Here is a 14,609-nt window from a genome sequence, read left to right as displayed (position 1 = left end):
GATCCGGGGCCGGCTCTCCCGGCTGTACGAAGGTGTGAACCACGCCCGCGACACCGATGCCACCGATGCCACCGATTCCCGTACCACCGGCTCCCGCGGCCGCGGGGGGCACCGTGGGCGGGCCGGCCGGGGTGCCCGTGCCCGTCGCCGGCCGGTCGAACCAGGTGAACGGTGTCTCGGGCGCTTCGGACGGGAGCGGTTCGGGTGGGAGCGGTTCGGGCGGTAGCGGTGCCGCGGAACCGCCCACCAGATCCGGCACCAGCGGGTCCGGCACCAGCGGGTCCGGCGTGATCGAGCCGGATGCGGACGAGCCGGGCGAGGGTTCGCCAGGAACAGACGAGTCAGGCGGGGGCGGGCCGGCGGTGACCGGGTCCGGCGCGGCCCGTTCGCGCTCGCGGGCGCGGCCGGCCACGACCTCCTCGATCGGCGGCAGGTCCGACTCGCCCGCGGCGCCGGCGGATGCACCCGTCACCGCTGCGGCCGCGGCGGAGGCGGCGGCTGTGCCCGGGATGCCACCCTCGGCCTTGGACGCCGTCCCGCGGGGCTTGAACCACGGGACCACAGGCGGGTTCGGCACCACCGGGGGCAGCGGAGCCAGGCCATGCGACGCCGGCGTCCGGGTGGCCGGGAAGCGAGGCGCCGGCTGTGCCGGAACCTCCGGAACCTCCGGAACCTCCGGAGGCGCGGCTGGCGCGGTGGGCGGGAGCGGGGCCGCCGCCGCGGGCGGCTGGGTGAAGGGGGCGGCCGGCATCCCCGCAGGCCTGTCGGTGAGCCCGTTCAGCGCGAGGAGACGGTTGAACTCATCGGTCGTCCCGCCGCGTTCGCTTGAGTCGAAGGACGCCGTGCGGGGCCGCTGGGGGAGCGGGCCAGGTACGCCCGGGTGCACCTGGCCGGCGGCACCGGCACCGGCACCGTGGCCGTGGCCGTTCAGTGACGCTGGCGCGCTCGGGCCGTTCCCGTTCGGGGACAGCGCCAGCGGCTGTCCCCGAACGCCTGCCGCGAGCGCCGCGCCGCCGCGCGGTGCGCCGGTTTCCTCGCCGTGCCGGGGGACGGCCGCGCTCGCCAGCAGGTTCGCCGGCAGGCCGACCAGCGCCTGCACCCCACCGCCCGACGCCGCGTCGAGCCGGACGCTGATCTCGTGCCGCTCGGCGAGCCGGGCGACGACGAACAGGCCGAGCCGCTCGGCGATGGAGAAGTCGAACAGCGGCGGGTGGGCGAGCCGCTCGTTGGCGGCGGCGATCTCCGCTGGGGGCATCCCCAGGCCGCGGTCGGTGATCGAGACCACCATCCCGCCGTCGGGGGAGCGGCGCGCCACGACCTCCACCGGCCGATGCGGCGGCGAGAACTGCGCGGCGTTCTCCAGCAGCTCGGCGATGAGGTGCACGACGTGGTTCACCGCGCCGGCCGTGATGCGGGCGTCGACCACCTCGACGATCTGGATCCGCTGGTACTGCTCGATCTCGCCGACGGCGGCCTGGAGGACGGCGGCGATCGACACCGGGGTCGCGCGGCGCCGGCCGGGCCCGGTGCCGGCCAGGACGAGCAGGTTCTCGCTGTTGCGCCGCATCCGGGTGGCCAGGTGGTCGAGCCGGAACAGGTTCTCGAGCTGCGCGGGGTTCTCCTCGGCCCGTTCCAGCCGGTCGATGAGGGCGAGCTGGCGCTCGATGAGGCTCTGGCTGCGGCGGGACAGGCTCAGGAACAGCGTGTTGACGCTGCGCCGCAGAACGGCCTGCTCGGCGGCCAGCCGCACCGCCTCCCGCTGGAGGTCGTCGAACGTCCGGGCCACCTCGCCGATCTCGTCCTTCGACCGGATGCCTATGGAGTGGATCCTGGTGTCGACCTGGCCCGCGCCGGCGGTCTGCAGCTGCTCGATGATGCGCGGCAGCCGCTCGTGCGCGACGTCGTGCGCGCCGTCGCGCAGTGCCCGCAGCGGACGGGTCATCGTGGCGGCGATCGCCATGGTCAGCAGCACCGCGGCCAGCGTGATCGCGATGATGAAACCGCCGATGAGCGCCGTGCGCGCCCAGGCGTCCGCGCGCAGCTTGTCGGCCTCGTCGATGACGTTCTGCGACAGCCCCGACTCGACGGTGCGCAGCAGCTCGATGTGGGTGGTGCTGGCGGCGAACCACTGCTCCGGGTCGACGTCGAGGTCGAGCAGGTGCTGGCGGTTGATGGCTCGGTCGGAGATCCGTTCGACGGTGAGCACCGCCTGGCCGTTGACCACCCGGTCGTAGCGGGCGCGGTCGTCGGCGTCGGCGACGTCCCGGAACGCCGCGCGCGCGGCGTCGGTCTGCGCCAGCAGGCTCGAGAGCGCGTCGGCCTGCCCGGTGTCGAAGTGCCCGACCTGGGCGACGGCGTAGAGCTCGGCCCGGACCTGCGACTCGACCTCCTTCACCTCGGACAGGTCGCGCAGCACCGTCGTCGTGTAGCCGAGGTCGCCGTCGACCCGGTCCGGCCCGATCCGCCGGTCGACCTCCCGCAGGTCGGCGATGGTCGTGGAGTACTGGTTCAGCACCGCCCCGAGGGGCAGGCCCGCGCCGTCGGCCGCGGCGCGGGCGCGCGGCAGCTCGTCGAGGCTGCGCAGCGCGCGCTGCGCAGCCGGGCCGGCGGCCGGGCCGAAGTTGTCGGACGCCTTCGCCAGCGCGCCGCGCACGGTGGCGACGGCCGCGTCGACCGAGCGGTGCTGCGCCGCCAGCCGGTTGACCCACTGCTCGCCGTCCGGCCGGTTCTGCCGCCCGCCGGCGACGAAACCGGCGGCGAGGTCCCGTTCCATCTGGAGCTCGTGGACCGTTGCCGCGATGTCGCGGCCCAGGGTGGCCGCGTGCACACCGCGGCCGTAGCTCGCCGCGTCGGAGATCCAGGTGACGGCGCCGAGGATGGCGACGCTGAGGAACGCCGCGGCGGGGATCGCGATCGACAGCAGCAGCCGGCGACGCACCGGGAGGTCGGCGACCCGGCCGCCCAGATCCCGCCGGCCGGCCCGGGCGACCCGGGTCAGCCGGGTGGCGCGCCGGCGCCGCGCCGAGGGGCGGACGGTCCGCGGAGACCTGCCGGACCCGGCGCGATGAGGCGCCCGGGAGCGCCGGTCGGCCCGGGACCCGGGAGCCCCGGGGGTGCCCTGTGCTCCCTGCGTGCCCGGGGCCGCGGATGCCTCGGGGGCGGCCTGCCCAAGGCTGGAAAGCTCGGGTGCCTCGGTCATCGTGCTCCCCCGTCCGATGTGGTGGGCGGCGTCGGCCGGTGGCCCGACGGCCGCCGGCAGACCGCCGCCGCGTCGTGCCCTCTGCCGCGCAGCAATACCACGTCGCCCACCTCTCGGGGTCCGTGCGCCCTACTGGCTCCACGCACGTTCAACCATGCCGGCCGGGAAATCGTATTTCCCGGTGCAGTCGACACTATGCGAGGGGGGCGAGCCGGAAGGAACCTTCCTTTGTTGGGGCTTGATCCGCCTCCCGTTGTTCTTGTCAGGGGGTGAACTGGCTAGAGTGGCCTCGCATTGCGCGGATCCTTGTCGGCGCCGCGCCGTCGGTACTCTGACCGCTGTGCCGCGTGGAGCGCTGTACCGCGTGTCTGAACGTGCGCCTGGAAGATGACGACGTGGGGGACGAGCCATGGCCATCGTGTCGCGGTCGCGCGTCCTAAGCGTTGCGATCGCAGCGGTTCTGCTGCTGGCGACCGGCTGCTCCGGGGATTCGAATTCCAACGGTACCGGGGTTTCCGGCATCGTCAAGATCGGCCTGTTGGCTCCGCTCGGCGGAGCGAACGCGGAAGCCGGCCGGGACGCTCAGCGCGGCGCGGATCTCGCCGCCTCGGTCGTCAATGCCGGCGCGGACGCCGATCTCGCCTCGACGGGCATCTGGGGCGCCGGCCGCGCCGCCTTGCTGTCCATCGTGACAATGGACACAGAAAGTGATCGACAGCGTGCGGTTGATGCTACAGACCGCCTGGTCGCCGAAGAGCGTGTCGCCGGCATGGTCGGCGCGTTCGACGCCGAGGCGACGCTGGATGCCAGCCAACGCGCCGAACGCCTCGGAACACCATTCGTAAGCGGTGACGTTCCGTTGAGTGCGCTAACAGAACGTGGGCTGAGCTGGTTCTTCCGTTCCGGTCCGGACGTGCGGAGCTTCGGTGGCGCGTTCCTTTCCCTGCTGCGTGGCGCGGAACGGGACGGCGTCGCCCGTCGGCGGGTGGCCGTTCTTTACGGCGACCGGCCGGAAGGCCACGACCTGCAGGCCATGCTCCAGGAACTGGCCGAGGAGACCGACGTCCAGCTGGTCGCGCAGGAGCGCTACGCGCTGGGCGACGGGGACCTCACCGACGAGGTGGGCAGGATCCGCGCCGCCGCGCCCGACATGGTGCTCTTCGGGGCGCTGCCCGGTGCCGGCCGTGTGCTCGGCGACGCGCTGGGCGGCCTCGGCTACGCCCCGCCCGGGATCGTCGTATACGGGGCCGCGGCGGAGGCGGTGCCGCTGGCCTCGATGCCCGGTCTCGACGGGCGGGTGAGTCGGCAGGTCGGGTGGTCGTCGCTGGTCGCGCAGGCGAACCCGCTGGCGACCCAGGTGTCGAAGCGCTACCAGAGCGCCTACGGCGGGCCGATGACAGAGGCCGCCGCGGCCGCGTACACGGCGGTCATGGTGCTGGCCCGGGCGATCGGCGCCGCGGGCGGTCTCGAGCCGGAGCGGATCAGGTCGGCGCTGGTGGCGACGAACGTGCCCGGCGCGGAGACGGTCATGCCCTGGGAGGGCGTCCGCTTCGACGTGACGCACCAGAACACGCTGGCCGCGACGGTGGTCGAGCAGGCCACCGGCAGCCGGTTCGCCGTGGTCTACCCGCGGGAGCTCGCCACGGCCGCCTTCGCCTGGCCGGCGACGGACCCCGGCGGCCGACCCGCCGGCGCGGGCGCGACCACCGGCTCCAGCGGGGGCGCGGGAACCGGCTCGGGCCGCGCCGACGCCCGCAGCGAGGGATGAGTGGTGTCCACACCGAGCGAACCATCCCCCACCGGCCCCGCGCCGCTGCTGACGCTCACGGCGGCCGGCAAGCGCTTCCCGGACGGGACGACCGCCCTGACCGGCGTCGACCTGGCCGTGAGCCGCGGTGACTTCGTCAGCCTGGTCGGCCCCTCGGGCTGCGGGAAGAGCACGGTGCTGCGGCTGGCCTCCGGCCTCACCGAGGCCACGGTCGGCGCGGTCGACCGGGGGACGGACCGGATCAGCTACGTCTTCCAGGACCCGACGCTGCTGCCCTGGCGCAGCGTGCGGCGCAACGTCGAGATGCTGGCCGAGGTGACCGGCGTCCCCCGGGACGCCTATCGGCCCACCGCGGCCGAGCTCATCGAGCTGGTGGGTCTCGCCGGGTTCGAGCGGCACCGGCCGAGGTCGTTGTCCGGCGGCATGCGGATGCGGGTCTCGCTGGCCCGCTCACTGGTGCTCGCCCCGGAGCTGCTGCTGCTCGACGAGCCGTTCGGCGCCCTCGACGAGCTCTCCCGCGAGCGGCTCAACGACGAGCTGCTCCGGTTGTTCGGCCTGGTCCGCTTCGGGGCGGCTGTCTTCGTGACGCACTCGGTCGCCGAGGCGGTGTTCCTGTCGACGAAGGTGATCGTGATGTCTCCCCGACCGGGCCGGATCGTCGCCGAGCTGGACGTCCCGTTCCCCTACCCGCGGCCGGCGGACATCCGCTTCACCGACGAGTTCACCCGGCTGACGGCCCGCGTCTCGCGGCTGCTGCGCGCGGCGGAGCCGGCATGACCGCGGACACCACCGCCCCCGAGGACACCACCGCCCCCGCGGCGATCGCCGGCCCCGGACGGGCCGGGCGCCGCCCGTTCTGGCGGTCGGTGGACGTCCTCGGCCCCGTGGCGATGTTCGGGCTCATGATCGGTGTCTGGTACCTGGTGAGCCTGGTGCTGCTCGACCCGAAGCGCCGGTTCCTGCTGCCCCCGCCGCACGCCGTCGTGGACGTCGCCTTCCTCGACCGGTACAACCTCGAACAGCTGCTGCGTGCGTTGTGGCTGTCCACCTCGGTCGCGCTGACCGGCCTGGGGATCTCCATCGTCCTCGGCATGGCGCTGGCCGTCCTCATGAGCCAGGCGCGCTGGATCGAGCGTTCGGTGTATCCGTACGCCGTGGTCCTGCAGACGATTCCGACGCTCGCGATGGTGCCGCTCATCGGTTTCTGGTTCCACTACGGCTTTGTCAGCCGAGTGATCGTCTGCGTGCTGATCGCCCTCTTCCCGATCATCAGCAGCACGCTGTTCGGGTTGCAGTCCGTCGATCGCGGCATGCTGGACCTCTTCGCGTTGCACCGTGTTCCGAGGTGGGTGCTGCTGGTGAAGCTGCGGCTTCCCGCGGCGCTGCCGGCGACCTTCTCGGGTTTCCAGGTGTCGGCCGGCCTGGCCGTGGTCGGTGCCGTGGTCGGCGACTTCTTCTTCAAACAGGGTGACCCAGGGATCGGTGTACTGATAGATCTGTACCGGGCTCGGCTGATGACGGAGCAGCTTCTCGGCGCGGTCATTCTCGCGTCGCTGCTCGGGGTGGCCGTCTTCGTCTTCTTCGGCTACCTGTCGCGGCTTGTCACCGGGGCCTGGTACGGCTCCGAAATCCCCTGAGACGCAGCCGGTACACCGTGTGCGCGAGACCCCACGTGTGCGTGCTCCGGCGCGGGCGGACCGGCCCCGGATTCGTCCGGCCCGCCCCTGGATTCGGGCGGCCCGCGCCCGGATTCGGCCGAACCGCCCTGGTCGGTCGGACAACAGAGGTCGGCCGGACAACCGCGGTCAGTCGGCCTCGCCCCGCCGGATCCGGTCCGTCTCCCACTGTGCCGGCGCCCTCCTGGACCCCGTGAAACGCACACTTCCCTGAAAGGCGAGAACATGAGACGAACAAAACTGGGCGTGGTGGCCCTGGGCGCGACGGCGGCACTGGCACTGGCGGCCTGCTCCGGGGACTCGACGACGGGCGAGAGTAGTTCCGGCGGTGAGCGGGCGCCGGCGGCCGAGGCGGGTGGTGCCCTCGACCTCGCCGGGGTCTGCCCGGAGAACGTGGTGATCCAGACCGACTGGTTCGCCGAGTCCGAGTACGGCTTCCTCTACGAGCTGATCGGCCCGGACGCCAAGATCGACACCAGTGGCAAGCGCATCTCCGGCTCGTTGGTCGCCCAGGGCAAGGACACCGGTGTCAACGTCGAGGTGCGCTTCGGCGGGCCGGCCATCGGCTTCGAGCAGGTCAGCTCCCAGCTCTACCTCGACCCGGAGATCGACCTGGGCCTGGTCTCCTCGGACGAGGCGATCCAGAACTCCAAGGGCCAGCCGACCACGGCCGTCTTCGCCCCGTTCGAGGTCAGCCCCATCATGATCATGTGGGACAAGGCGAAGAGCCCGAACTTCCACACCCTGGTCGACATCGGCCAGACCGACACGAAGGTCCTGTACTACGAGACCGACACCTACATGCAGTACCTGCTCGGAGCGGGCATCCTGCGGGCCTCCCAGGTCGACGGCAGTTACGACGGCGGCCCGTCGCGCTGGGTGACCGAGGACGGCGCCGTCGCGCAGGGCGGGTTCGCCACCTCCGAGCCCTACATCTACAAGAACGAGCTGGATGACGGGCGCAGCTACGACGTCGACCTCCAGCTGATCAACGACACCGGGTACCCGGTGTACGGGCAGGCCCTGTCGATCCGCACCGGGGACAAGGAGACCCTCGCTCCCTGCCTGAAGAAGCTGATCCCGATCGTTCAGCAGTCGCAGGTCGACTTCGTGAGCGACCCGGCCGAGACCAACGCGCTCATCATCAAGGCCGTGCAGGCCGACGACGTCTCGGTGTGGAACTACTCGCCGGGCCTGGCCGAGTTCGCCGTCACCACGATGAAGGAGCGTGGCCTGGTCGCCAACGGGCCGAACGCGGCCGTCGGCGACATGGAGGAGGACCGGCTGACCCGGATGATCGAGATCCTCGAGCCGATCTTCACCGGCCAGCGCAAGGAGCTCAAGGCCGGCCTGGCGCCCGGTGACCTGTTCACGAACGAGTTCATCGACACCTCGATCGGCCTCAAGTGACCCCACCACCGGCGGGTCCCGCTCCGCTGCCCGCCGACTTCGTCGTGCGGGCCCGGCACGTCCTGACCATGGGGCCCCGCGGCCACCTGCGGGACGCCGCGGTCGCCGTCGTCGGCGGGCGGATCGCCGCCGTCGACACCACGGCGGACGTCCGGGCGCGGTTCGCGGACCTGCCGGTGGTCGGGGACGGCGGCGGGATCCTGATCCCGGGGCTGGTCAGTGCGCACGGCCACTTCTCCGAAGGGCTCGTCACCGGCATCGGTGAGACGCACACGCTGTGGGAGTGGTTCGTCCGCGTCGTCGAGCCCATCGAGGGGCACCTCACCCGGGACATGGCCTACGTCGGGACGCTGCTCAAGGCGGCCGAGCTGGCCTGTTCCGGGGTGACGACGGTCGCCGACATGTTCTGCTCGGCGGCCGGGACCACCCCGGTCACCCCCGGGGTGGTCGACGCCCTCGACGCCGTCGGCCTGCGCGGCGATGTGTCGTTCGGCCCGGCGGACTCGGCGAACCCCCGGCCGGTCGCGGCCGTCCTCGCCGAGCACGCCGCGCTCGCCGACGCGGCCCGCAACTCGCGCCGCACCACCTTCCGGGTGGGCCTGGCGACCGTGCCGTCGAGCAGCGACGAACTGCTCGACGAGACGGCCCGGCTGGTCGCGGAGACCGGCCGGCTGCACGTCCACCTGCACGAGATCCGCGAGGAGGTGACCGCGTCGCGGACGACGCGTGGCACCGGGTCGATCGAGTTCGCCGCGCGGCGCGGGCTGCTCGACGCGCAGGTCGTGGCCGCGCACTGCGTGTGGCTCGACGACACCGACGTAGAACTGCTGCGCCGGCACCGGGTCGCGGTCGCGCACTGCCCCGTCTCGAACATGATCCTCGCCAGCGGGGTGTGCCAGGTCCCGCGGCTGCTGCGCGACGGGCTCACCGTCGCGCTCGGCGTGGACGGCGCGGCGAGCAACGACAGCCAGAACATGCTGGAGACGATGAAAATCGCCGCCCTGCTGCAGAAGGTGCACCACCTGCAGGCGACGGCCCTGACGGCGCCGACGGTGCTGCGGATGGCGACCATCGAGGGTGCGCGGGCGCTCGGGCTCGCCGACGAGGTCGGCTCCCTGGAGGTCGGCAAGGCCGCCGACCTGGTCTACCTCGCCGAGGCGAGCCCGTCGCTGGCACTCGTGCACGACCCCTACCAGGCGGTCGTCTACTGTGCCTCCCCGCGGGACGTCACCGGGGTGTGGGTGGCCGGTGAGCGGGTCGTCGTCGACGGGCGGCTGGCCACCGTCGATCTCGGGCCGGTCCTGCCGTGGGCGCGTGAGCTGGCCGTCGAGCTCGCCAGCCGGGCCGGGCTGGACTCCGAGCTGCGCTCCGCCGCGGCCGGCCCGCCAGTGGAAGTAGTGCCCGGCGCGGCGCGGTGAACGACGGTTGGGGTCCTTTCGGACATTAGACTGCGCACTCCGGGCGGCGCGGTGCGGGAGGTGCGGTGATCGCTGGGGTTGCGGGGCTGGCCGCGGCGGCTTCCTCTGTGGGCATGCTGATCGTCACTGCGGACGGCCGGGTGGCGTGGGTCAACGACGCCCTCGTCGACCTCGTCACCGGGACGCGGAACCCCGACTCGCCGTTCGAGGCGCGGCTCGCGGTCGCCGAGGCCGGCCTGCCGCTGACCGGGCTGCATCCGGCGGCCCCGCCCGCCGTCCTCGACTGGGCCGGCACCGACGGCGAGCCGCGCCGGCTGCGCATCAGCTGCCGCGACATGAGCGCCGGGCAGCCCTCGGAGCTGCTGCTCTTCGAGATCGTCGACCTCACCGGCGAGGCCGCCGACGCCGCGCGGGCCGCCGAGGTCGCCGCCACCGAGGCCGCCCTGGCCGCCCTGGCGGCCGGCCAGCGCCCGGCGCCCGCCGACTCCGGCCTCGCGGCGGAGGATCTCCCACCCGCCGGGTCCTCCGGCCCGGCCGCCGGCGGCCGGGACACCACCGCGGCGGGCGGTCTCGATCCCGAGGACGCCGCCTGGCTCGACGCCGCGGCGGCGATCGTGCTGGCCGCGGGCACCGAGGCGCCGTCCCCGGCCCAGCCCGGCGGCGGCCCCGAAGCGGCGGACGCCGGGTACGCCCTCGACCACCCGGACAACGCCCTCGACCACGTCACCGACCACGTCACCGACCACGCGGCCGGCGGCGCACTCCCGGCCGCCCCCGCCGTCGACCCGCTCACCGGGTTCGCCACCCGGTACGCCATGGCCGAGGAGCTGGACGGCCGTATCGCGGCCGCGGCCGCGGCAACCGCCGCCGCCGCCGGCACGGCGGTCGAGGCGGAGACCTCGGGCCCGGCGGGCCCACCGGGCTGCCTGCTGCTGCTCGACGTCGACCACCTCGCCGACGTCAACGACCTGCAGGGCCACACCGCGGGCGACGCCGTCCTGCGCGGGCTCGCCCACAGCCTGCGCGCCGAGCTGCCCGAGGCGATGCTCGGCCGGCTCGGCGGGGATGAGTTCGCCGTCCTCCTGCCCACCGGTGGCGGCGGCGAGGGGCTGGCCGTCGCCGAGCGGCTGTGTGCCGCGCTCGCCACCAGGCCCGTCGCGCCCGGCGAGCTCCCGGCCCGGGCCACGGTCAGCATCGGCGTCGTCCCGCTGGACCTGGCGGCCGGCAGCGAGGCCGCGTTCGCCTGGGCGGATCTCGCGCTGCGGGAGGCGAAGCGGGCCGGGCGCAACCGGGCCCGGCTGTTCACCCGGGAGCAGTACGACGAGGCCGCGCTGCGGGTGACGGTGACCAGCCGGGTCGCCGCCGCGCTCGACAGCGGGCAGATGTCGCTGGACGTGCTGCCCCTCGTCGATCTCGCCAGCCGCGAGGTGGTCGGCTTCGAGCTGCTCTCCCGGCTGCGGGACGGCGTGTGGCCCGAGCTCGGGCCGCGGGGCTTCCTCGCGGCGGCCGAGCACACCGACCTGGGCCTGCACCTCGACCGGTGGGTCGTCCTCCGGGCGGTCAACGCCCTGGTCAGCGGCGTGCCGGGCCGGCTGTACGTCAACCTGGCCGCGCGGTCCCTGCACGACCCCGCCTTCGGTGACTTCGTGCTCTCCACCCTGCGGGACGGCCGCGTCGACCCCTCCCGGCTGGGCCTGGAGATCTCCGAGAGCGCGGCGGTGGCCAGTCCGGACGCGGCCCGGCGGCTCGCCGAGCAGCTCGGCGCCGCTGGCTGCCCCGTCCTGCTGGACGACTTCGGGATGCAGACGGGCGCGGTCGTCGCGCTGCGCAACCTCCCGCTGTGGGCCGTGAAGATCGACGCGAACGTCGTCCGCAACGCCGACGCGAACCCGCGCGACCGCTCCCTGGTGGAGGCGGTCGTCCAGATCGCGCGGACGGCCGGCATGCTGGTCATCGCCGAGGGGGTGGACCGCGCGTCGCTGCCGCAGGTGCTGCTCGACCTTGGTGTGGGCCTGGCGCAGGGCTATCACGTCGGCCGCCCGCGCCGCCTCACCGAGCTGCTCGGCGGCCCGGACGGCGACGACGTCACGACGGTGATGAGCCTCGGCAACCGGCGGTGACGGCTGTCCTCTGAGCGGCCGCACGCCGGGCAGACGGGGCGATGCGGCTTAGAAGGGCCGCGCCGCGCACCAGGTGCTGTCACTGTGCGTAGTGTCAGCCGCATGGTGGGGAGCGCCGGAAGCGGCGCGGTCGTGCCGCGTGCCCTGCTGGTGGCCGCCCTGCTTCTGGGGCTGCTCCTCTGCCTGTCCGGCCCGCCGTCCGCCGGCCCGGCCCGGGCAGGCGTGGTCCTGGCCGGCGGGTCCACCGGCGTGGCACCGCCCGCGGCGCCCGATGAGCCGGGCCCGTTCACCGCCGGCTACCAGACCCTGACCGTCTCGGATCCGGGGCGCCCGGGCCGGCTGCTGACCACCTCGGTCTGGTACCCGGGCGCTCCAGCGCGCCTCGGCCCGGTGGCGCTGCCCCCGGCCGCGCAGTACCCGATGGCGCGGTACCCGGTGGCGCCGGGCGTGGACGTGTCGTCGGCGCTGGCCCACGAGGAGATACCGGTGGCGCCGGGCCGCTTCCCACTCGTGGTCGTATCGCACGGCAGCGCCGGCAGCCGGGTGCAGCTCGCCTACCTGGCCGAGGCATTGGCGACGCACGGCTTCGTCGTGGCCGCGCCGGACCATCCCGGCGACACCATGATCGAGGCGGCCGAGGGCCGGCAGGCCCCGCTCGTCGAGCTCGCCAGCGACCGGCTGCTCGACGTCTCGGCGGTGATCAGCGCGTTCACGAAGCCGGACTGCCCGCTGTCGCGGATGGTGCGCGCGGACGAGGTCGGCGTCGTCGGGTTCTCCTTCGGCGGGCTGACCTCGGCGGTCTCGACCGTGGGCTTCCTGCGGGCGCCGGCCGACCCGCGGGTGCGGGCCGTGGTCGGGATCGCGCCGGCCACCGAGGTCGTACCGGAGCGGGAACTCGACCGGGTGCGCGTCCCGGTGCTGCTCGTCGGCGGCAGCGACGACCTGGCGGCGCCGGTGGAGCGCAACGCCGGGCGCACCTTCGACGGGCTCCACGGCGCGCACCCGCGCTACCTGGTCACGGTGGCGGGCGGGATGCACAACTCGTTCACCGAGATCTGCGCCCAGGCCGCGGCGGTGCGCGACCGCCCGGTGCCCGAGGGTGTGCGGGTGCGGCTGGAGGTGACGGCGGAGGTGACCTGCCGGCCGCCGGCTGTCGACATCGACCGCGCCCACCGCCTGACGACCTACTACACGGTGGCGTTCCTGGAGCGCCGGCTGCTCGGGGCCACCACCCACGACTCGTTCCTCACCCCGGCCGCCGCCCGCCGGTTTCCCGAGGCGCTGTTCCACGCCGCCGGCTGAGCGCCCGCGGGCTCCGCGGGCCTTCGGGGTCCGTACCTTCGGAGCCCGCCAGGGCCCACGGCGTCCGCGGAGCTTGGGGAGCCCATGGTGTGCCAGGGCTGTCAGGGTGGACACTGCTGTGGTCTGATCAGGTGGGCGTGCGCGTGTGACCTGCGGCGACGCCCTGCACGTGCGGGCACGCCGCGGCCCGGCGCGGCGAAACGGGTGACCGCCGCCGACACCGGCGGCTACGGTGGCCCGACCAGCCGGTGGCCGGGTGGCCGCCGGTGGGGTGTAGGGCAACGCTCAGGGGCACGGCGATGTGACCCGCGAGGAGGTCGGCCAGTATGTCCGCTCGCCAGGTACGGCGGTTTCATCTCGAGCGTGATGTCGACGTGTCCGGAGTGTCCGGCACGGGTTCGGTCGCCTTCGGGGCGCAGGCTCCCGATGGCACCTGCGTCCTGTGGTGGAACTCCGAGCACGGGTCGGTCGCGATCTATCCGTCGATGGAGACGCTGCTCGCCATCCACGGCCACGCCGGGATGACGAGAGCGGTCTACATCGACTCCCCGCCCGCGAGCCCGCACGGCGCCGGTGCGCAGCCGGCGCCCCGGGCGGCCCGCACCGGCGGCTGGCGGTCGGTGGCGGCACGGGGCGGCCGTGGCGGGCGCGCCGCCCGCACAGGAAACGGGCGGCCGGCCCGGCCGTCGTGGAGCGTCACCACGGGATCCGTCGCCGCGCGGATGGTCGCCCGGGGCGGCGCGGCGCGCGCCCTGTCCGTTCAGGTGAGCGGTCGGAAGCACGGCACGGTCGGCCCGTCCGGGTCGATCGTGTAGAGCGCGAGGGTGCCCGCCATGTCCTGCGGGTCCACGCCGATGATGTTCATGTCGTCGACGACACCCGCCATCACGCCGAGTGCGTGGCGCAGCAGCACGGGCGCCAGCCCGCGCGGGTTGTCGACGCGTGAGTGGAACTCGACGGCGGTGTCACGGTCCGCGGTCAGGGCGGCCAGGGTGCCGAGCCTGATCCGGTCGGTGAGGATCTCCCAGACCCGTTCCGACTCCGGCGCCTCCGGGCTGCGCCACACCGTCCGGTAGGACATCGCGGAGATCACCGCGGACGGGGACTGCCCGGTGCGCAGGTGGATCGTGACCGTCCACATGGCGAGCAGCCAGCACAACGCCCCCATCGTTCGGTGTGGATCGTCATCGGCCCGTTCGGCCAGGTGTTGTTCGGCGGCATACCGGGTGTGTGGCGACAGCCACGCCACGACAAGGCGTTCGACGTCGACCACGTCAATCATGGGGAGCTCGTTGGGATGGGGACGGGCAAGTGCTGCAGCCCGCCGTGAACTTGTGTCGACCAGGGCCAACGCCCCCGCATCCGGGAGAGTCTGCCAGGCGAGTCCCGACAGCGGCATGGCGCACACCGTAACGTGGCGTGCGCCATTCCACCACCAGCGTTGGTGAAAGGTTGGGGTCGTTCGTGTTTCCGACCCCACCCTTCTGTGCCAGCCGAGCCGTTTTTCGTGCCGGCAAAGCCGATTCTGTTCCCGGCTGGTCGCCCTCGGTTCCGCCTGTGCGACGTCGTGTGCCCACCGGCGTGCCCTGCGTGGTGACGCGAGGGCACGCCGGGCCCACCGAGGTGCTTGTCCGTTGGTGCCTGTCCGTCGGTCTCTGTCCGCCGGTGCCTATTCGCCGAGCAGGTCGATGACGGTGCTGGGTGGCTGGCTGGGTG

Annotated in this window: 10 protein-coding genes; 8 read left to right on the top strand and 2 right to left on the bottom strand. The window is 73.7% G+C overall.

Annotated elements, in window-relative coordinates; genetic code table 11:
• The coding region (locus FMEAI12_RS19230; RefSeq protein ID WP_112107104.1) for a nitrate- and nitrite sensing domain-containing protein at positions 1 to 3,199 on the bottom strand (3,199 nt) is incomplete at its 3' end.
• 409 nt (positions 3,200 to 3,608) lie between these two features.
• Here FMEAI12_RS19230 and FMEAI12_RS19225 point away from each other — a divergent pair.
• The 8 genes from FMEAI12_RS19225 (at position 3,609) to FMEAI12_RS19190 (ending at position 13,708) form a co-directional block, all read left to right on the top strand.
• Entirely contained in the window at positions 3,609 to 4,967 is a 1,359-nt protein-coding gene (locus FMEAI12_RS19225; RefSeq protein ID WP_112107103.1) for an ABC transporter substrate-binding protein, read from the top strand.
• A gap of 3 nt (positions 4,968 to 4,970) precedes the next feature.
• Positions 4,971 to 5,744: an ABC transporter ATP-binding protein gene (locus FMEAI12_RS19220; RefSeq protein WP_112107105.1), complete on the top strand. Its 774-nt coding sequence runs from the start codon at positions 4,971 to 4,973 to the stop codon at positions 5,742 to 5,744.
• On the top strand, positions 5,741 to 6,604 hold the full coding sequence (locus FMEAI12_RS19215; protein WP_112107102.1) for an ABC transporter permease: 864 nt from the start codon (positions 5,741 to 5,743) through the stop codon (positions 6,602 to 6,604). Before FMEAI12_RS19220 ends, FMEAI12_RS19215 begins: the two co-directional genes overlap by 4 nt.
• A 264-nt stretch (positions 6,605 to 6,868) precedes the next feature.
• Positions 6,869 to 8,053: a hypothetical protein gene (locus FMEAI12_RS19210; RefSeq protein ID WP_112107101.1), complete on the top strand. Its 1,185-nt coding sequence runs from the start codon at positions 6,869 to 6,871 to the stop codon at positions 8,051 to 8,053.
• A complete protein-coding gene (locus FMEAI12_RS19205; RefSeq protein ID WP_071067059.1) occupies positions 8,050 to 9,471 on the top strand; it encodes an amidohydrolase family protein in 1,422 nt (473 codons plus the stop codon). The genes FMEAI12_RS19210 and FMEAI12_RS19205 overlap by 4 nt, the downstream gene beginning before the upstream one ends.
• 65 nt (positions 9,472 to 9,536) lie before the next feature.
• Positions 9,537 to 11,591, top strand: a complete 2,055-nt coding sequence (locus FMEAI12_RS19200) for an EAL domain-containing protein (RefSeq protein ID WP_112107100.1) — start codon at positions 9,537 to 9,539, stop codon at positions 11,589 to 11,591.
• Positions 11,592 to 11,675: 84 nt separating this feature from the next.
• Entirely contained in the window at positions 11,676 to 12,893 is a 1,218-nt protein-coding gene (locus FMEAI12_RS19195; RefSeq protein ID WP_235014196.1) for an alpha/beta hydrolase, read from the top strand.
• 326 nt (positions 12,894 to 13,219) lie between these two features.
• Positions 13,220 to 13,708: a hypothetical protein gene (locus tag FMEAI12_RS19190; protein ID WP_071067062.1), complete on the top strand. Its 489-nt coding sequence runs from the start codon at positions 13,220 to 13,222 to the stop codon at positions 13,706 to 13,708.
• On the opposite strand, the gene FMEAI12_RS19185 is transcribed toward FMEAI12_RS19190, so the two are convergent.
• Entirely contained in the window at positions 13,654 to 14,292 is a 639-nt protein-coding gene (locus tag FMEAI12_RS19185; RefSeq protein WP_112107098.1) for a hypothetical protein, read from the bottom strand. The two genes, FMEAI12_RS19190 and FMEAI12_RS19185, sit on opposite strands and share 55 nt — an antisense overlap.
• Positions 14,293 to 14,609: the final 317 nt, after the last annotated feature.

Source organism: Parafrankia sp. Ea1.12, from assembly GCF_900465275.1.
Classification (GTDB): domain Bacteria; phylum Actinomycetota; class Actinomycetes; order Frankiales; family Frankiaceae; genus Parafrankia; species Parafrankia soli.
This window is presented reverse-complemented; position numbering and strand designations above follow the sequence as displayed.